The sequence below is a fragment of the Termitidicoccus mucosus genome (genome assembly GCF_038725785.1).
In the GTDB taxonomy this organism is placed as follows: Bacteria; Verrucomicrobiota; Verrucomicrobiia; order Opitutales; family Opitutaceae; genus Termitidicoccus; species Termitidicoccus mucosus.
This window is the reverse complement of record NZ_CP109796.1, coordinates 4,070,575-4,090,513: the sequence shown is the minus strand read 5'-3', so window position 1 is coordinate 4,090,513 and position 19,939 is coordinate 4,070,575. Positions and strand designations below refer to the sequence as shown.

8 protein-coding genes are annotated in these 19,939 nt (G+C 61.8%); 5 read left to right on the top strand and 3 right to left on the bottom strand.

What is annotated here, in order from left to right; translation table 11 throughout:
• Positions 1 to 79: 79 nt before the first annotated feature.
• Both ybeY and OH491_RS14400 read right to left on the bottom strand, forming a co-directional pair.
• On the bottom strand, positions 80 to 568 hold the full coding sequence (gene ybeY / locus OH491_RS14405) for an rRNA maturation RNase YbeY (protein WP_342750530.1): 489 nt from the start codon (positions 566 to 568) through the stop codon (positions 80 to 82).
• Positions 569 to 924: 356 nt separating this feature from the next.
• The gene (locus OH491_RS14400) at positions 925 to 3,588 is read right to left on the bottom strand and encodes an HDIG domain-containing metalloprotein (protein WP_342750529.1); all 2,664 of its coding nucleotides are present in this window, start codon (positions 3,586 to 3,588) and stop codon (positions 925 to 927) included.
• 345 nt (positions 3,589 to 3,933) lie between these two features.
• Between OH491_RS14400 and OH491_RS14395 the strand changes: the two genes are divergently transcribed.
• From OH491_RS14395 to OH491_RS14380, 4 genes are all read left to right on the top strand, one after another.
• The gene (locus tag OH491_RS14395; protein WP_334319362.1) at positions 3,934 to 5,535 is read left to right on the top strand and encodes a ShlB/FhaC/HecB family hemolysin secretion/activation protein; all 1,602 of its coding nucleotides are present in this window, start codon (positions 3,934 to 3,936) and stop codon (positions 5,533 to 5,535) included.
• Between the two features lie 18 nt (positions 5,536 to 5,553).
• Complete coding sequence (locus OH491_RS14390) at positions 5,554 to 16,980, top strand: hemagglutinin repeat-containing protein (RefSeq protein WP_068770641.1); 11,427 nt, start codon at positions 5,554 to 5,556, stop codon at positions 16,978 to 16,980.
• Positions 16,981 to 17,017: 37 nt separating this feature from the next.
• Positions 17,018 to 17,779 (top strand): ankyrin repeat domain-containing protein, encoded by a 762-nt coding sequence (locus OH491_RS14385; protein ID WP_084442240.1) that lies wholly within the window; start codon positions 17,018 to 17,020, stop codon positions 17,777 to 17,779.
• A gap of 159 nt (positions 17,780 to 17,938) precedes the next feature.
• The gene (locus OH491_RS14380) at positions 17,939 to 18,601 is read left to right on the top strand and encodes an outer membrane beta-barrel protein (RefSeq protein ID WP_334319363.1); all 663 of its coding nucleotides are present in this window, start codon (positions 17,939 to 17,941) and stop codon (positions 18,599 to 18,601) included.
• Between the two features lie 238 nt (positions 18,602 to 18,839).
• On the opposite strand, the gene OH491_RS14375 is transcribed toward OH491_RS14380, so the two are convergent.
• Positions 18,840 to 19,217, bottom strand: a complete 378-nt coding sequence (locus OH491_RS14375; RefSeq protein WP_145928823.1) for a hypothetical protein — start codon at positions 19,215 to 19,217, stop codon at positions 18,840 to 18,842.
• Here OH491_RS14375 and OH491_RS14370 point away from each other — a divergent pair.
• Complete coding sequence (locus OH491_RS14370) at positions 19,216 to 19,800, top strand: hypothetical protein (protein ID WP_145928824.1); 585 nt, start codon at positions 19,216 to 19,218, stop codon at positions 19,798 to 19,800. The genes OH491_RS14375 and OH491_RS14370 overlap by 2 nt on opposite strands.
• Positions 19,801 to 19,939 lie beyond the last annotated feature (139 nt).

The window sequence follows — 19,939 nt, the reverse complement described above, 5'->3', positions numbered from 1 at the left end:
GCGGTCGGGGGAAGTGGGCTTGAAAAAGGTCAGCCCGATGCGGATGGTAGTTCGCGTTCAGCGCCGGCCTCGCCGTGTGTCACGCCGGTTTGCGCGCGGGGCGGAGTTGGAAAACGGGCTCCGCCCCGGCGTCGTGAAGCAGGGCCATGGCGCGTTTCTCGGCAGCGCGCATGAGGCGTTTTTTTTGCGGGCGCAGGTCGTCGTAGCCGGCGAGGTGCAGCCAGCCGTGGACGACGTAGAGCGTGAGCTCGGCGGAAAAGTCGCGCCCGTGCGCGGCGGCATAGGCGGCGGCGGTGTCGGCCGAGACGCAGACTTCGCCCGCGACGCCGAGGGCGGGGTTGCCCTCGAAGGTGATGACGTCGGTGGTCGTCGGATCGTCGAGGAAGCTCGCGTGCAGCGCGGCGAGCGCGGGGTCGGTGAGAAAGGCGATGGAGAGTTCGCCGGGCGGGCAGCCGCCGCGAAAACGGCCCGCCTGCGCGTCGAGCCGGGCGATGGCGACGGCGATGGCGCGGCGGTCGAGGCGCAGGCGAGGGTGGGCGTTGTGGATGCTGATTTCGCGGACGGGCACGGGCGGGGGCCGCTGTGCGGCCGGTTGAAGTGGGAAGTTTGGAGCATTCAACTAAAGACATGGCCGTTTCATCAGAATTTGTTTCGCTCGGAGTCGCGAAAAAGAAGAATTTCTTCTCCCTGCGTCTCTGCGCGAGGCCACGGTTTTAATTATAATGCGCCAAGGAAGGATATGATAATTCTTGAACAGAGAGGAAACGAAGGGAACGAAGAGGATATTGTTTTTTAGACAGAATGAACAGAATGGAAAAGAATAGACGGAATTGGTAATTTGATGAGTTTCATTATGTTAATTTTCAGCCATTTTGTTCATTCTGTCTAAAAAACGTCTTCTTCCTTCTCTTCGTTGCCTTCTGTTCAATCCTTGGACGCCCCGCCCTCGCGGGTTTCGGGCGCGGGTTTTTGCTCGGCGTCGGCGGGCGGGTAGGCGACGCGGGAGTGGAGCATGTTGAGGAGCGTGCGGGCGAAACTGTCCTTGATCTTCGCCAGCTCGGCGAGCGTGAGCGGGCATTCGTCGAGCTGGCCGTCCTGCAGGCGCTCCTCGAAGAGGTGGCCGATGAGTTCGCCGAGGTGCTGCGGGGTCACGCGGCGCAGGGAGCGCGAGGCGGCCTCGACCGAGTCGGCGAGGTGGATGATGGCGCTTTCCTTGAAGCGGGGGCGCGGGCCGTCGTAGCGGTAAGTGGTCTCGATGACCTTCAGGTGCTCGGGACGGAGGGGCGTGGGCGTGGGGGTGACGGGAATCGGGGGTTTGGAGCCGGAGGTGGGAATCGGGGACTTGGAGCCCGTGGGCGGGGCGGGCGGGAGGGTGGCGCCGGGCGCGGCGATGGGGAAGCTGGTGGCGCTTTGCAGCCGGGTCTGGTTGAGCGCGCGCTGGAGGAAGAAGCGGATGAGGGTGGTGCCGTGGTGCTGCTGGATGACGTCGATGACGGCGCGGGGGAGCTTGTGCTTGAGCGCGAGGTCCACGCCGTCCTTCACATGCGCCTTGATGATGAGGGCGGAGAGGGAGGGGTTGCTTTCGTCGTGGGGGTTGGCGCGGTCGCGCTGGTTTTCGGTGAAATACTCGGGCTTGCTGGTCTTGCCGATGTCGTGGAACAGGGCGCAGACGCGCGCGAGCAGGGGATTGGCGCCGATGGCGGCGGCGGCGTTTTCGGAGAGTTGCGCGACGACGAGGGAGTGGTGATAGGTGCCGGGCGCCTCCATCTGCATGAAGCGCAGGAGCGGGTGGTTGAAGTCGGTGAGTTCGAGCAGCGTGATGTCGGTGGTGCGCTTGAAGAGGCCCTCGATCACGGGGAGAATGCCGGCGACGATGATGCCGGTGAGCAGGCCGTTGCAGAGGCCGGCGAGCATTTGCCCGGGGACGGTGAAGGGGGCGCGCAGGATGGGCTGCTGGTCGATGATGCCGAGGAGGAGCGCGAAGACGGCGACCGTGAGCCCGCCGAGGGTGGCGGCGCGCACGACGGAGCCGCGGCGGCGGACCTGCTGGCAGAAAAAGATGCCGACCATCGAGGCGAGGAACGTGACGACGAGCAGGTCGAGGCGGTTGCCGAAGATGACGCTGGTGAAAATCGACACGAGCAGCGCCATGAAGATGGCCGAGCCGGTGTCGATCAGGATGGCGACGAGGAGCGCGGCGATGGCGGTGGGCGCGACATAGGGCAGCAGCGAGGCGATGGAGGAGTTCTGGATGAAATAGGGCAGCTCGCTCAGCCAGTAGGTGAAGCGGATGAGGCCGAGGTTGGCGATGACGACGAGGGCGAGGAGGGCGAGGCGGCCGTTGTTCTGGAGCGTCTCGCGGTCCTCGATGCGGATATAGACGACGCAGGCGATGACCATGGCGAGGACGAAGAGGACGCGGCGGAAAAACTCGAGCGCTTCCATGGTGTCGGCCCCGCCGTGCTCGTAAAGGTAACGGCGGTGCGCCTCCAGCATTTCGTATTGCTCGGGGGTGACGCGGATGCCGGGCTCGACGATGGTCTGGCCGCGCTCGACCTGGACGGTGACGGGCTGGAGGTTTTTGAGGGTTTCCTCCTGGAGGTGGTCGGAGGAGTCGGTGTCGAAGACGAGGTTGGGGTTGAGGCCGTTGTGGAAGATGCGGAAGAGGGCGAGCAGGGTGCGGCTGTCCGTGCCGGGGGTTTCGAGGTTGATGCGGAGAAAACGCTCGGCGGCTTCGAGGGACTGCACGGTGTGCTGCTCGCTGGCGCCGCCGGGGCGGCTGATGCGGAAAACGGCCACCTTGCCGGGCGCGCCCGGGGAGGCGAAGAGCGGGCTCTCGTCGTGGATACCCTCCTGGTAGAGGCCGCGGAGGACGACGAGCGCGGACTCGACGAGGGCGCGGCGGGCGGCCGCGTCGCCGTAATTCAGGAGCGTGCGAATGTCGTTGATGCCGGCGTGGTAGGGGCCGCGGGCGTTGAAGGCGTCGAGGATGGCGGCCAGCGCGGCGCGGCGTTCCGGTGAATCGGGCGGCGGGCGGGGGCGGGTGGGTTTCACGGGGACGGCGGACGCCGCCGCGCCGGTGTCCGCCGTGGCGGAATCGCTGGACGATTCCGCGTCGGCCTGCTTCCCGGCCGGGGCGGCGGTGCCGTCGGCGTCCTCGGCCTCGTCGCCCGGCGCCGCCGCCTGCGCCGCGCTGCGGGGATGCTCGATGTCGAGCTTCTCGAGGTCGCGGAGGAGCGTCTGGATGGCGCTTTCGAAACGGCGCAGTTCGCCGTAATCGAGGCGATAGACGCGGGGCACGCGGTTGCGGATTTGCTCGCGGGCGAGGCGGGTTTTTTCCGCGCTCTGGTAGGAAAACGACTCCGAGGCGACGATGCGGGTGGAGGCGATCTGGTTGGGGAGGACGGGAAGATTGACGGCATGGATGCCGACGAAACTGATGCCGACGATGGCGACGACGGTGACAAAGAAAATGAACGCGGCGACGATGCGGCTCGACTGGAAGAAGTCGGCGACACCGGAGCTTCGCGCGGTTTTTCGTTTGCGCGGCGCAGACAGGTTGCCGCGAAATTTGGCAAAAATCGACATGATGAACAGACGAAGAGCCCCGAGCGTGGCGAAGCCGCGGGCAGTTAGCTAGGATAAACGAAGCCCCGTTCGCTTGTACATGGGCCCGAGGCGGCGGCTCCCCGGTCTGCAAAAAAATGGCAGAAGCCGGGTCGGAAAACGAATGGAGCAATAAATGTACAAATGTATAATAATATTTGTGAGATATAATTAAATTTGACTCCATTTTTGTTTTATTCACACGGTTCATAGATGCAAATAAGTGAGGACAATGGACGCCGCCGGGAGCAAAAGCTCCTGTTTCTTGTTTTCACATTATTTTCGTATTCAGGCATTTTTTCGCAACCACTTCCGGTTCAGCAGGATTTGCAAGCCGATCGTGAGGAAATCCGCCGCCGCCAGCAGCAGGAACAGGCGGAGCAACAGGGGCGGTTCGAACAGCCTCGGGTGGATTTGCAACCGGCCGCCGGGACGGTTTCCGATGCCATCCCCGAATCGCCGGATGGGTTTAGCATCGACCGTGTGGAAGTGGAGGGCGGGCGGCGTTTTCCCTGGCTGGCTCCGCTCGCCGCGCGCTACGAGGGCAGGCGTCTCGGCATGGCGGGGATACGGCATGCGATTCGCGCGCTCTCCCACGCCTGCCTCGAGCGCGGCTATGTGACCACGCGCGTGCTCCTGCCGGAGCAGGACATCGCGGGCACGCGCACCCTGCGCCTCGTCGTGGCGCCGGGCACGGTGGGAAAAATCGGCTTTGCCCCCGGCGACGCCGGGCGGGGCGGCACGTGGCGCAACGCCTTCCCCGCGCGCGCCGGGGGACTGCTCAACCTCCGCGACATCGAGCAGGGCCTCGAGCAGATGAAGCGCGTGCCCTCGCAGGACGTGACGATGGAGCTGAAGCCCGGCGCGCGGCCCGGCCAAAGCGACGTGCTGGTCACGCGTAAAAACCGTTTCCCGCTGCGCGGGCACCTCGGCATCGACAACGGCGGCGACCAAAACACCGGCCGCTGGCAGGGCAGCGCGACCGCCTTTTGGGACAATCCCCTTTCCTTGAACGACCTTCTCGCCTTCACCCGCAACGGCGCGGTCGCCACCGCCTCGGGCCAGGGCACCGGCGGCGACAACCTCACTTACAGCCTCCCCTTCGGCTACTGGACGGCGCACGCCAGCTACAACGCCTACGACTACCGCCAGACCGTCCAGGGCTACTACAACCCCTACGAATCCTCCGGCAAAAGCCGCAGCGTGGAGGCCCGCGTGCAATTTCTGGCGCATCGCGACCAGAACTCCAAGACCACTGCGCAGACCCGCGTCTCCTGGCGGCGCAATCGCAATTTCATCGACGGCGTGGAGCTGGAGGTGCAGCGGCGCGACACCGGCACGCTGGAGCTTGCCCTCCTGCACCAGCGCAACCTCGGGCGCGCCCTGCTCGACGCGTCGGTCGCCTTCCGCAATGGCGTCCCGTGGTTCGGCGCGACCGGCGACCTCCAGCCGCGCGCCGACGGCTCGCCGACGAACTTTTACCACGCGCTCACCGCCGACGCCGTGCTGCGCATCCCTTTCTCCATCGGCCCCGCCCGCCTGCACGCGCACACGGCCTTCCGCGCGCAACTGACCGGCGACACGCTCCAGGGCTCGGAATATTTTTCCATCGGCGGGCGCTACACCGTGCGCGGCTTCGACGGGCGCCAGACCCTCGGCGCCGAAAAAGGCCTCACGCTCCGCCACGACCTCGGCGTCGCCCTCTGGCGCACGGGCCAGACGCTCTACCTCGCGCTCGACGGCGGCCATGTGGCCGGCCCCGCGAGCCGGTATCTGCCCGGCGGCACGCTGGCCGGCTGCGCCCTCGGGCTGCGCGGCGGCCGGGGGGCGTTCTACTACGACGCGACGGTGGGCCGCCCGCTGTACAAGCCCCGCGGCCTCCACACCGCCCGCGCCACCTGCACCGCGCAAGCCGGTATCCAATTTTAACCTACAAACCATGCCGCCATGAGCATCACCCGTCCGCCCGCCATGAAAACCCGCCATCGCCCCTCCTTTCTCCTGCGCCCGCGCCGCTGGCTGAACCTCCTGGTCGCGTCCGTGTTTTTCGCGGAGATGTCGCTGCCCTCCGTATGCGTGGCCGGCGGCATCGTCGCCGACCCCGGCGCCGGCGCGAACCGCCCGTCCATCGACGGCAGCGCGAACGGAGTCCCCGTCATCAACATCGTCCGCCCGAACGACCGGGGTGTTTCCCACAACAAATACCAGGACTTCAACGTCCCCGGCCAGGGCGCCATCCTCAACAACTCCGGCCGGGAAACCAACACCCAGCTCGCCGGCTGGATCGACAAGAACGTCCACTTCAACCCCAACGACAGCGCGCGCCTCATCCTCAACGAGGTCACCGGCCCGGACATTTCCCGGCTCAACGGCTACCTCGAAGTCGCGGGCAACCGCGCCGACGTGATCATCGCCAACCCGAACGGCATCTACGGCGCGAACTTCGGTTTCATCAACACCAGCCGCGCCCTGCTCGCCACGGGTCGCCCTGAATTTGATGAGACCGGAAACTTGCGCAGCTTCGCCGTCCGAGGAGGCAAGGTTGTTATCGACGGCAGCGGCGAGGGTGACCACCCCCATCTCGGCGCCTACGCCGATCTCGCCGACCAGTTCGACATCCTCGCCCGCGCCGTCGAAATCAACGCGCAGGTATTTGCCAAAAAACTCAACATCGTCACAGGCGCAAACCGGGTAAAATACGACACGCTTGATGCGGAAAAAATCGCCGCCGACCCGGCCGAGGCCGCGCCGCTCGTCGCGCTGGACGTGGCCGCGCTCGGCGGCATGTATGCGGGCCGCATCCGCCTCGTCGGCACCGAGGACGGCCTCGGCGTGAACACCCGCGGCGACCTCGCGGCGGGCATCGGCGGCTTCACGCTCACCAGCGAGGGCAGGGTCGTCCTCCAGGGCCAGACGACCTCGGACGCCGCCTTGGACATTCGTGCCCGCGAGGGGGTTGCCAATAGCGGAAACCTCCATGCAGCGGAAAACACCGCGCTCATCACACGGGGAGCCATTGAAAACACAGGACTTCTTGCTTCGCAAAAGGACGTTGTTTTGACGGCGGACGGGTCGATCAAAAACAGCGGCATTGTCGCAGCGGGTCTGGATACCAACGGGAACTTCACCAACGCGAACGCCGGCATCACCGCCACCGCCGGTGCGGATTTCGACGCGACAGACGGCCGGCACTACGCAGGCCGGAATATCACGCTGACCGCCAGCTCCCTTGATCTGTCGCGCGCCACCACCCAAGCCTCCAGTCTCTCCATCACGGCCCGTTCCGGCGATGTCATCCACAATGGCGCGAGACTTGGCGCGGATGTTCTCACCGTCTCCACTCCCGGGAAATTCGACAACAGCGCGGGTCATATCAATGCCGCCGGCATCGCCATTGTGGCGGGCAGCTTCGCCAACGACAATCAGGGCATCATCGCACAAACAGGCGGCGGCACACTCAACCTCACCGTTGCAGGGGCGTTCACCAACATAAGCGGAACGATCAACAGTTTTGGCAATGTCGCGATTGCCGCCCACTCCCTCGACAACACGACCGGTTACATCGCCGCTTTCAACAATGCGACGTTCATCACGCGCAACGGATTCACCAACACGGGCGGACAGCTTCTCAGTGAAGGCGACCTTGCCATCACCAACCTCGCCGGAGCCTTCGCCAACAGATCGGGGGTGATCCAGTCAGTCGGAAGCCTCACGCTCAAAAACCAGCCGGACACCCTTGATAACACCGATGGCAACATCCTTGCGTCCGGCAGTCTCACGCTTCTCGCCCATGCGCTCGACAATACCCGCGGCAATCTCGTTTCCGACTCCGCGATTGCGCTCACGCTCACAGACGGTCTCGCCAACATTCACGGAGTTATTGCAGGCGCAAGCGACATCGCCGTCACCGCTGCCTCATTGGACAATACCCACGGAGCCATTGACGCCAACGGGAAGCTCGCCGCACTTTTGACCGGCACGCTTGATAATGCAGACGGCATTATCACCGCAGCAGGCGGCCTCGATATTCGTGCGGCCGGCATAACGAACACGGGCGAAATTTCCTCCTCCGCGGGCGCGGCAAACGTGACGGCCACCGCCGGCAATATCGCCAATACGGGAATCATCTACGCTTCCGGACCTCTTTCGCTCAGTGCCGAGTCGGGGGCAGTCGGCAATACCGGAACCGATGCGGCACTCAGCACGAACTCGTCGCTTACGCTGACCGCCCGGGGTCTCGACAATGCCAACGCTCAGGTAAGCGCACTTGAAAACATCCGTATCACGCTCACCGATGCTTCCGTGACGCTGATCAATGACGGCGCATATATCTCCGCCGGCAATGACCTCGACATCGTCACCCCCGGAGCACTCAGCAACAACAACGGCAGCATCACCGCGACACGCGGCAACCTCGCGCTCGCCGCCGCAGGCCCGATTGCCAACACCGGGCTTTATGCGCGTATTGCCGGCGGCAATACGCTTGCCCTGACCACTTCGGGCCAGCTTGACAACACGGGGGGCGCGATTTTCTCGGAAGGAAATTTCACGATCAATACAGGCACCGCCGCATTGATAAACCAGTCGGGCTACATCGGCACCACGGGCACCGGACGCATTGCCAATGTCGTTTTGCATACGGGTGAATTTGACAACACCCAGGGCGTCATCACCAGCACGGGCTTGCTTGCCCTCAACGCCGCCACGCTGACGAACAACGGTTCATATGCCCAAATCTACGCCGCCGACAACGCCAGCATCACCCTCGCGGGCGATCTTGAAAACATCCATGGTGCCATCTCCGCAGGCGGACGGCTTGCCCTCGATCTCAACGGCCTGCTCGACAACACCGCCGGACAGATCCTCTCCAATGGCGGCCTGGCAATAGTCACCCATAACGGCACCATCGACAATACCCTCGGTTATATTGGCGGAAATGCCAGCGCCTCCCTTGAGGCCGGCACCCTCAATAACACCGCGGAGGGTGTTGTCACTTTCGGCGGCATTACGGACATCACGCTCACAGGCACCCTCATCAACACCGACGATGCTCAGATTCTCAGTGGCGGCAAAATCACCCTCGCCGCCGCTGCCGCCGATAATCGCCATGGGATTTTCAAAAGCGGCGCGGGCATTGACGCCGTGGTTTCCGGCAACTGGAACAATGGCGACTTCGGCATTCTCATTGCAGGCGGCCAAGGCATAAACGTCACCGCCTCCGGCTTCGACAACGACACGGGCATCATCCGAAGCACGGGCAACATCACCTTTGCCGTTACCGGAAACTTCAACAACAGCGCAGGCGAAATCATCGCCGACCGGGCCGCCACCCTTACCGCCGCCTCGATCGGCAACGCGCTCGGTCTTGTCTCGGCCAACGGCGCGCTGGTTATTTCAGCAACGGCCGGAAACCTCGACAACCGGCTTGGCGGTCTTTCCGCAGGCTCCTCCGCCACTGTCACCGTTCGCGACGATCTCTTGAATGCCGGCGGTCTTGTCATGGGAGGCGGCATACTCATTACATCCCGGAATCTCGACAACACCACGGGCCACATCGGCTCCACAGGCACCGCCACCATCACCCTTGGCGGCACCCTTGATAATCTCGACGAAGGAGCCATTGCCGCCGACAGCGACCTTCGCATAACGGCTGCCAGCATCGCCAACACCAATTCCGGCACCACTGGCGGCATCTTTTCCAATGGAGATATTGCGCTGGCGACAACGAATGGCGCCCTTGACAACACCGGAGGCAAAATCACCGCGCTTGGAAATGCGGCCCTCTCCCTTCAAGCCGACCTGATAAACACGGGAGGCGCGCTTTCCACAGGCGGCAGTCTCGCCCTCACCGCCAGCACCCTCGACAACACTGCGGATGGATACCTCGCCACCGAGGACGATCTTTCAATCACCCTCACCGGCACCCTCAACAATAACGCAGGAACCATCATTGCCCTTGGCGGCGCAAACATCGCCGCAGGCCATATCACCAATGCGCAAGACGGGCTCATGCAGTCCGGCAAAACGCTTGCGCTTAATTCCGTCAACGGGGTCGACAACAACGAAGGCACGCTTCGCGCTTTTGAAAATCTGACCATCTCCACGGGCAACGCTTCACTCAATAATGTTGAGGGCGTCATTCAGGCCGCCGGCGATCTCTCCATTTCCAACAGCACCGGCACGGTTCTCGACAATACCGATGGTTTTATCACCGCAAGCGGGACCCTCACCATCGCCAACCAAAACGCGGCCCTCGACAATACATCCGGCATCATAGCCGCCGGGGCTGGCGGCAGTGCCAATATAACGACAAACACCCTGTCCAACACGGGAGGCTCCATCATTGCAGGCCGAAATCTCGCCCTCGATATTGCCAATGGCGGATTCACGCTGGACGGCACGCAGGAGATCTGGGCCAACAACAATCTCACCCTCAATTTGCGCAATGGCAGCTTCGTCAATGCCGAATCCAGCCTTCTCGCCTATGGCCTCGCCACCATCAATGCCAGCGGCAACATCACCAATAATGCCGGGGCAACTTTGAATGCAGGCGGACTCAGCCTCATCACGGCTGGAAAAATTACCAACCTCGGACGCATCGACGCCGACGCCATCAGCACCAATTCGGATTACCTCGACAATCGTTCCGTCATCATCGGCCAGATCGTAAGTCTTGATGCCCGTGAAATCCATAATACGGGCGCGGGTGCCCTTATCGCCAGCACCCAATACCTCGGCCTGTTCACCAGCGATCTTCTTTCCAATACCCGCGACAATGGAGTGACCGGCACCACGACCACGGGCGCGAATATTTTCACCCTCGGAAATCTCACCATCGCCGGGCGGGGCGGACTCGATGAAGACGGCAATCCCGTTTCCCGCGCCGGGCGCGTTCTTAATGCTTCATCCACCATCGAGGCATTTGGCGATGCCACAGTTTACGCGGACACTTTTGAAAACAAGAAAGATTCTTTCGCGACGGAAACCTATCTCGATTCGACCGAATACTTCGACCAAAACAACCTCGACACCACGCATTCGTTCACCATCCGCAAACCTTCCAATGGCAGTCTCCATGATGGTATCAGCGTATGGTATGGGAAAAGAAACGAAGGCTCCACCTGGCTCCAATACACGAAATACATCTACAAAACCCGCGTCACCCAGGACAGCCCCGAGGCTCGTCTTCTGATTGGCAGCAATCTTACATTTTCAGTCAACGACGCCACGAATTACCTCGGCACCATTGCCGTCGGTAATGCGCTTGTCTATAAAGACAGCGGCGCAATCAACAACCTGGGCGAATCAAACACCGTCCGCATTGTCCATGGCACCGCCGGCCGCGTTGATATTCATGAGATGGACAAGCGTCCGCAAACCTTCGGCAGGGCCAAATATGACAACAAGACCATCGGCACATGGATCATTGAAGACGAACTGACCGACATTCCCGATGCTCGTTTTGGTGCCCGCATCACCGCGGACACCATCACCGGCTCGGTGCGCGAACTCTACAACGGCGAAGCCGCCGGCAAACCCGTCCGCACCAAATACGGCGACACCGACACGAGTTTTGACGGCACGGCCGTTAATGCAAACACGGGGGCCGGGACGATTTCCGGCCACGACGCCACCGACACCAGCGGCGACACGACGGTCGCGGGCAACGAGCAGGGCATTGGCGGCGTTGACTCCGACCAGGATACCACGCTCGCACCCGTGACACCGCCCGCCGGTGACGGAAGCGAAGGCCGCATTCCCGGAGGCAAGACTTTGCCGACGCTCACCATCACCGCGCCCGGCGAGGTTGATTTCACCGTCCCGCAAAATCCGATCTACTCCGTCGTCACCGACCCGTCGACACCCTACCTCATTGTCACCGACCCGCGCTTCACCGACTGGAATAATTACATTTCCTCGGATTATTTTTTTGAGCGCATGGGCGTTGACCCGCAGATGATGCACAAACGCCTCGGCGACGGTTTTTATGAAAGCCGTCTCATCCTCGACCAGGTCACCGCGCTGACCGGGCGCCGCTTCCTGGGCGACTACCGCGCCGAGGACGAGCAGTTCATGGGGCTCATGGACAATGCCACCGACATTGCCGCGGCCTATGACCTTCGCCCCGGCATCGCGCTCAGTGCCGACCAGATCGCGAATCTCGAAAAAGACATCGTCTGGCTGGTCGAAACCATGGTCGACGGGCAGGCCGTCCTTGCGCCCGTGGTCTATCTTTCCGCGGCCACCCGCGCCACCATCGAAAGCGGAGCGGTCATTGCCGCGAATGACATCGACCTCACTATCACGGGCGACCTGACCAATCGCGGCACTGTCCGCGCCGACCGCGACATGCGCCTGCAAGCCGCCGATATGCTCAACGACGGCGGCAGTTTGAAATCCGGCGGCAACATGACCCTCGTCGCCAAAACCGACATCACCAGCTATGCGGGCGGCATCAACGCCGGGGGCAGTGCCACGCTTGTGGCAGGCCGGGACATCCGCCTCGCCAGTGTCGCCGAAACCACCGACTACGGCTTGGCAGGCACCCGCACCCAGGTCAGCGACCAGACTCTCGCCGCAGGCGGCAACCTCGCGATGCAAGCCGGGCGCGACCTTGCCCTGACGGGAGTCGCCGCCAGTGCCGGGGGCGACACCACCCTCATCGCAGGCCGTGACCTCACGCTCGATACGGTCAGAAGCGTGAACAGTTTCAGCACCGGCGGCGGAGGCACCTACGCCAAGGGCGGGCAAATCACCCACACGCTCACCACGCTCGAAACAGGCGGCAACCTCATCCTTCGCGCCGGGGACGCAGGCGCCGAGGGCGTTCCCGCATCGCTTGGCAATATCAACATCGCCAGTGCCCAAATCAGTGCCGGAGGCGACACCGGCATTCTCGCCACGGGCAACATCAACATCACCGCTGAAATTGACCGGGATTTCCTCGACTCCAAAGTCACTTCCAAAAAGCGCATGGACCGCGCGATGCACGACGACGAGACCGTGCTCGGCGCGACGCTGCAAAGCGGCGGCAACATCGCCCTCCAGGCCGGCGACATCGGTTCGGGTGGCACGGGCGGCTCGCCCGTGGGCTTGGGTGTCTCGGACGTCCCGCCCGAGTCCTCCGGCAACATCACCTTGACCAGCGCCTACCTCCGCGCCGCCGGCTCGATCACCGCCGCCGCGACCGGCGACATCACGCTCGCCGCCGAGGGCGAGCACCACGAATCCATCACCGAGTCGATGCGCAAGAAGTCCGGCGTGCTCAGCAGCAAGACCACGACGACCTACGACCGCGTGGACTACACCGGCGCGGTGGGCGCGACCCTCAGCGGCGACAGCGTCACCGTGCGGGCCGGGCGCGACCTCACCGTGATCGGCTCGGCCGTCGCCGCCGACCGCGACATCGCGCTCTCCGCCGCGCGCGACCTCACCGTCGCGGCGGCGGAAGAAACGTATTCGGAAGAGCACTACAGGGAGGTGAAAAAGAGCGGCCTGCTCTCGCTCTCGCCCACCAGCCTCAGCGTCGGCAAACAGCGGCACTCCATCGACGAGACCGCCGGGCAAACCATCGCCCGGTCCAGCGTCATCGGCTCCGCCGGGGGCCGCGTCGACCTCGCGGCCGGGGGCGACGCGCGCATCATCGGCAGCGAGCTTGTCTCGCAGGCCGGGCTGTCCATCGACGCCGCCGGCATCAGCATTGCCGCTGCCGCGCAGAACAGCACCGCCACCCGCACCGAGAAGTTCAAGCAGAGCGGCGTTTCCCTCGCCATTCGCGGCGGCCCCTTCGAAGCTCTCTATGCCGCCCAGGGCAAGACCATGCAGGGCGCGGAGGAAGTCGCCGACGCGCGTCTTTCCAACCTTGACCGCCTGCGCAGCGCCTCGGGCTGGCTCATCAACTCCGATGGACTCGAAGCCTTTGGCGCGTCGCCCCTGACGAGCGTGGTCGCCGTTTCCGTCGGCAGCAAATCCAGTGAGGCCACCGCCACGCAGACCACCGTCACCCAGCGCGGTTCGGTGCTCCAGACCGGCGGCGACCTCACCCTGATCGCGCGCGGCGACACTGGGAGCGCCGGCATCCTGCCGGCAGACGGCGCAGCCGCCCCCGTTTCCACTTCCAACTTAAGCTTCAACTCCGCCGCAGGCGGCTCCGGCGACATCGCCATCGAAGGCTCCTACCTCAGTGCCGGCGGCGCGCTGGGCATGGTGGCCGCCCGCGACATCACCCTGCGCGAAACCCTCGACACGCAGACCGACAGCGCCGCCGCGCGCGTCAAAAACGCCAGCCAGTTCCGCTCCGAAAAAAACGCGTCCGACACCGCCGCCGAGCAGACCGCGGCCAACGGCAGCCTCGTCACCGCCGACACCATCGCCCTGTCAGCCGGCCGCGACCTCGGCATACGCGGCTCCACCGTTGCCGCCGACCATGACATCTATCTGGAGGCCGCCCGTGACGTGCGCATCGAGGCCGCCGCCGAAACCCGCAGCGCCACTTACGAGCAATCCACCAAGACCAGCGGCATGTTCGATAGCGGGCGCCTCTCCGTCACCTTCGGGCAGCAAAAGACCGGCTTTGCCCAGGACGAAAACGGAACCTATGCCGTCGGCTCGCTCATCGGCTCGACCGAAGGGCGCATCGACATCCGCTCCGGCGGCGAGACCCGCGTCGTCGGCTCCGAGCTTTTCTCGCAGACCGGCCTGTCCATCGACGCCGACCGCATCTCCATCCTCGCGGCGGAGCAGACCAGCGCGGGCGGCATTAGGCAGAGCTTCAGCCAGGGCGGGCTGACCGTGCGCCTGCAAGGCGGCATCGTGGACGCCGGACTGGCGCTGGTGGACACCATCGAGCGCGCGGAGCAGGCCGGCGATGCGCGCCTGCAAGGACTCTACGCGGCGCGCGCCGCGCGGCAGGGCTACGGATTGTATCGAGGCGCGCAGGCCGTGGCGGGTGCGGCCAGCGACGGCGGAGCGGGCGCGGCCGGTTCTGCGGCGGGCATCGAGCTGGCCGTCGCCGTCGGCGCGAAAAGCAGCCGCAGCGAAAGCGAATGGGAAAGCACCAGCCACCTCGGCAGCCGGCTCGACACCGCCGGCGACCTCACCCTGGTCGCGCGCGGCGACGGTTCGGGTGGCACGGGCGTCCCGCCCGTGGACGGCGCAGCCGCCCCCTCTTCAACTTCCGACTTAAACTTAAACCCCGCTACAGGCGGTTCCGGCGACATCCACATCGCCGGCAGCGACCTCTCCGGCCAAAATGTCACCCTCGCCGCGAAAAACGACATCCTCGTCGAAAGCGCCCTCGACACGCACCGCCAGGACGGCAGCAACAAGAACAGCGGCTGGGAAGGCGGCGTGGCGCTCAGCGTGGGGCAGGGCGGCGTGGGCATAAAAATCTTCGCCGACGCCGAGACGGGCAAAGGCTTCGAGAAAGGCAGCGGCGCGGAAAACCTCAACAGCCACCTCGCCGCCGCCGGCACGCTCACCCTCGTCTCCGGCCGCGACACCACGCTCGCCGGGGCCGTGGTGCGCGGCGACACCATCCTCGCCGACATCGGCGGAGGCCTCACGCTGGAAAGCCGCCAGGACAGCGATTATTACAAGGCCAGGCAGGAGCAGGCCGGCGGCGGGGCGAGCTTCACCATCGGCAGCATGAGCGGCGAGGCGCACGCCTCCTACAACCGCGACAAGACCGACAGCGACTACGCCAGCGTGCGCGAGCAGACCGGCCTGTTCGCCGGCGGGGGCGGCTTCGACATCAACGTCGGCGGGCACACGCAACTCACCGGCGCGGTCATCGCGAGCGGGGCGGACGCCGCGAAGAACCGCCTTTCGACCGAGACCATCGGCTTCACCGACATCGCCAACCACGCCGACTACGAGACGGAAAGCATCGGCGCGAGCGTGGGATCGGGAGGTTCGTTCGACAAGGAGGGCAATTTTAATTACGGCGGCAGTGGCATCACGCCCGCCATCGGAATGCCGCAAAACGAAAAGGCGGACGGCACCACCCGCAGCGCCATATCCGACGGGACCATCATCGTGCGCGACGACTTCGACGCCTCCGGCAACCGGATGTACGATAGCCTCGCCGGACTCTCCCGCGATACCGCTCACGCCAACGACGGAGCCCTGGAGAACAAATTCGACCTGCAAAAAATCCAGGAGCGGCAGGAACTCGCGCGGGTCTTCGGCGAAGAGGCCTACGCGAACGCGGGCACCATCGTCTCCGCCCTCTATGAACGCAAACTGGACCAAATCCAGAAGGATTTGGACGACGGGTTTATCACCAAGGAACAGGCCGGGGAACAAAAGAACACCGCATACCTTCTCTATGGCGAAGGGCAAGCCGCCAATCTCTTGTTGAATACTGCCATCGGAGGAATTGCCGCCAAACTTGGAGGCGGCAATGTTGTCGCTGGCGCGGCCGGCGCGGCGGCCGCGACCTCGGCGGATTCTGGCTCATTCGATATATATGGGGACTTAAACAGTCCAACCGCCGGCTCCACGCTTGGCTCGCTTCTGATCAGCGCCGCCGCCGGGGCGCTTACGGGCAATGCCATCGCCGGCGCCTCCACGGGCAATGATGCGACAATCTTGAATCAATATGCTCACAGGGAAATCTATCACGCCTTGCATCAGCTCGACCAACAACTGCCGGGCGTTTTTTCTGCAAATATTCCCAAGGATGAAAACGGAAATGATTTGATATCCCCGGAACTGGCCAGAAACTTGGGGGCCGCATCGGTCGCTGCGTATTATTCGGGCTCCGCCGCTCCGCCCGGCATGAAAGTGCTCAGTGCGTATAGTGAAAAGGATGATGGCACTGATGCCGTCGTTTTCCAAATGGAGTCAACAGGAGAAATAGTCATATCTTACAGGGGTTCCGCCTCGGCAAGGGACTGGCTGGTGACTGACACGGGGAATGCTGTTGGTTTCGAATCCAAAAAATACGTAGATGCTATGAAACTTGCAAATACAATACAGAAACAATTTCCAGAATCGAAAATAATATTGACGGGTCATTCACTTGGCGGAGGTGAGGCTGGACTGGCCTCCGTTCGATGGGGTCTTTCTGCAATCACTTTTAATGCCGCTGGTGTGAACCCTGAAAATTATAAAATAAATACAAATCTTGATTCCGGGAAAATTAATAATTTCTACATACCCCTTGAGCCATTGACTTCTTTCCAGGCACTGACACCATTAGCAGATGCGTTGGGTCAGCAGGTGTCCCTCAAAATCACAACGCTGCCGGGCTTGAGCAATTTCCTTAACCACGGTTCCGTATCAATTTTGCGCAGCTTGGGCGCGCCTGATTTGATAAAAGTAATCCCGCCTATTAAAACTAGCGGCACTACTGGAGCGAAAGGTCCATAGTCTCAATGGAAACAACCATCAATTAATCGTTTTTTATATGAAGGCATTTGTTTTTTTGATTATTTCAGCCTGTGTCTTTTTTACAGGATGCACATCCCTGTCATTCGTGAGCGCGGGCAGTTTTTTCGGGCCAGGTCCGCAGTATGAATTTCTCAAGGCGTCAGGTTATGGAGACACAAAGGAAATGGAGAGGCAACTGCGACGTGGAGCCGATATAAATCGCCAAGGACGCGAGGGAATGACGGCATTGATATGGGCACTCTGGCAAGGCAACAAAAGAAGCTACGAATGGCTGCTCCAGCACGGGGCCGACCCTAATTTGCAAATGCCGGCGACCGACCTGGCAAGGTATGGATTTTTCAGTGGTGCATCAGCCGTATCTGTGGCTGCTCGGCATCGGGACCCTTGGTTCCTTGAGATTACGTTAAAGTATGGCGGAAATCCAAATTTATATAATCCGATTATGAAAGAAACGGTTATATTTGACTGTATTAGTTTCTATGAGAAAAAACATGATGGGATAGCACAACTCGAATTATTGATAAAGTATGGTGCAGATTTGAATGCCGCACATCCAAGCACGCCTATGATGTATGCGGCCATATTTAATAGATATGATATGGTCTATATGATGTTGGAAGCTGGTGCCGATCCTACGATAGTGATCAGCGGAAAGTTTTCATTGCTCACGGATTTGAAGAGAGACATGACAATACCCGGAGACTCCTTGTCTCAATGGCGAAAAGAGGTGATAAAACTATTAAGAGAAAAAGGAGTAACGTTCGATGGCGATGAATAAGGGAGCCAAAGGGGGCCGTTCGAGGCTTGTTAACAAGACACTCGCGAGCGATCCGCCTCTTTGGGGTTTCCCCGCAACCAGCTTCCCCGCGACATGCCTGCGCATGTCCGGAGCAAGACAACAACAAAAAGACAAAAAATGACATCAATGAAAACACACGTGTCAAAAACGATCCTGTTAACCATCGGCCTGCTTGCCGCAGGCGCGATTTCGTTCGCCCGGCAAGGCGGCGCCTACGTGCTCCCGAAGGACTCCGGCCCGAACTTCTATCTCGAGGCCGGCCCCGGCTTCATGAAAGCCGACCTGAAGACCACCGAGGGCGACGATGTCAATGACGACCTCGGGAAGTTCGTCGGCGGCAGCCTGAGCTTCGGCTGGCGGATCAGCCCAAACCACAAAATCCAGATCGAGGCCGGCGGTTATGTGTCCGATGCAAAAGAATCCGGCGAGGATTATTCATGGAAGGCGGACATTACCGCAATACCCGTGCTGGTCTCCTACAGTTATTGCGTCCAGCTTGACCAGGCCGGACGTTGCGAACTTCGGCTGACGCCGACGCTCGGGAGCATCACCATGCAAATTGACGAAAAGGAGGACGACCCCTCGGGTCATTATTCGGCAAGCGTCTCTGACACCACCTATGCGGTGGGGGCCGGCGTGGGCATTACCTATCATCTGTCCTCCAAGTTTTACGTGGATGCCGGGTATCGTTTTCTCCGCCTAGGCAAGACGGAGTATAGTTTTTATGACGATGAGCCCGAGACGGGCCTGAAGGCGGCCAACTCCCACTGGGTTTCCGTCACGTTCGGCTGGAAATTCTAGGCCGTCGCCCGCCGCCGCCTGAGTCAAAAGCTCGGCGGAAAAGTAGCACAGACATTCCTGTCTGTGCGGCTCGGCGGCTGGCAACCTTGCCCTCTGGCACAGGCAGGAATGCCTGTGCTACTTTGTCTGGGCGATGATAATAATACGACCAAGTAAACGAAAAATGCTCTAAAATCCCGGTGGAGACATGAGTTGGAGGCCGTCCCTCCAGAAATCAACAAACAGCACCCTGGCCTCCTCACTGCCGCCCGTCGGGCGGCAATTCATAAAGGCGGATTGAATGATTAGACTCAACGATGTTCCAAATTTCCATGCCAAACTCAAAAATGAATAATTGTCTGTTAACATTAATAGCGTGTGCATGCTTTGCCATGAATATGGCGGCGGCGGACGGCGAGCCGGCGGATGAGAAACCGGCCAAACCGGGCACCCGCGGAAACCCGAGAATATGGTATGCGTATCCGGGCAATGCAATAAAACCGCAATCGGAAGTCGCCACCGTCATCATCGAAGGCGGGCTGACCCTTGAATTCTCGGGCAACGAAAGCAAGAAGTGGCGCCGCTCGGGGAAACCGGGCAGATTGTCCCTTTCGGGCGGATGGACCTTCGTGGACATGCCCCCGGGAACATACACGGTGTCCGCGACCTTTGCCACGGAGAAAAAAAGAAGCAAGGAGCCCATCGTGCGCACGCTTGATCTCAAGGCTGGCTCCGTGTATTACGCCTCCTTCAAGACATCGTTTGATATTGTTTTTAATCATATAAATTTCGGGAAATCCCAGTGGGTCTTTAATTTCACCGAAAACGTGGCGGATAGTGTCAGGAAAAAGGTCGCCGCCGCCAGGGACGAGGATATCAAGGACAAGGCCGGGATGCCCGGTCTTGATAAAATACAAGCCGGCGAATGGGGCGGCCGCATAGCCTCCGTGCCCGTGCCGGGCGGACTCGGCATGGCCGATGTCGGCGCATGTGTGGTTGACGCCATGAAGGCAAGGAAATGGGAAATCGTGTCAACGACTGACTCGACCGCCATCGGGCAATATTGGAACGATGGCTGGACATATTACCTTTGCATCAAATATGACGAGGCGGCGGCGGAGCTATACGGTCCGCAGGTGTCAAAAAACTGGAGCGAAGGCTATAAGGCGTTATTGACAAAACAACTGAACGCCAAAGTGGGGCTCACCGGGAAAAAGTAGGGTCTGGCCTGAATGACGCTGAGATAAGAGAGAGACGCTTGCGCACGGAGCGGCGGCGTCCCGCCGCCGGACGAGGCGGAAGCCTCGCCAGTTTGCGCGCGGTTCATCGAGACACGACGGGCACGCGTTCCGCGTGTCG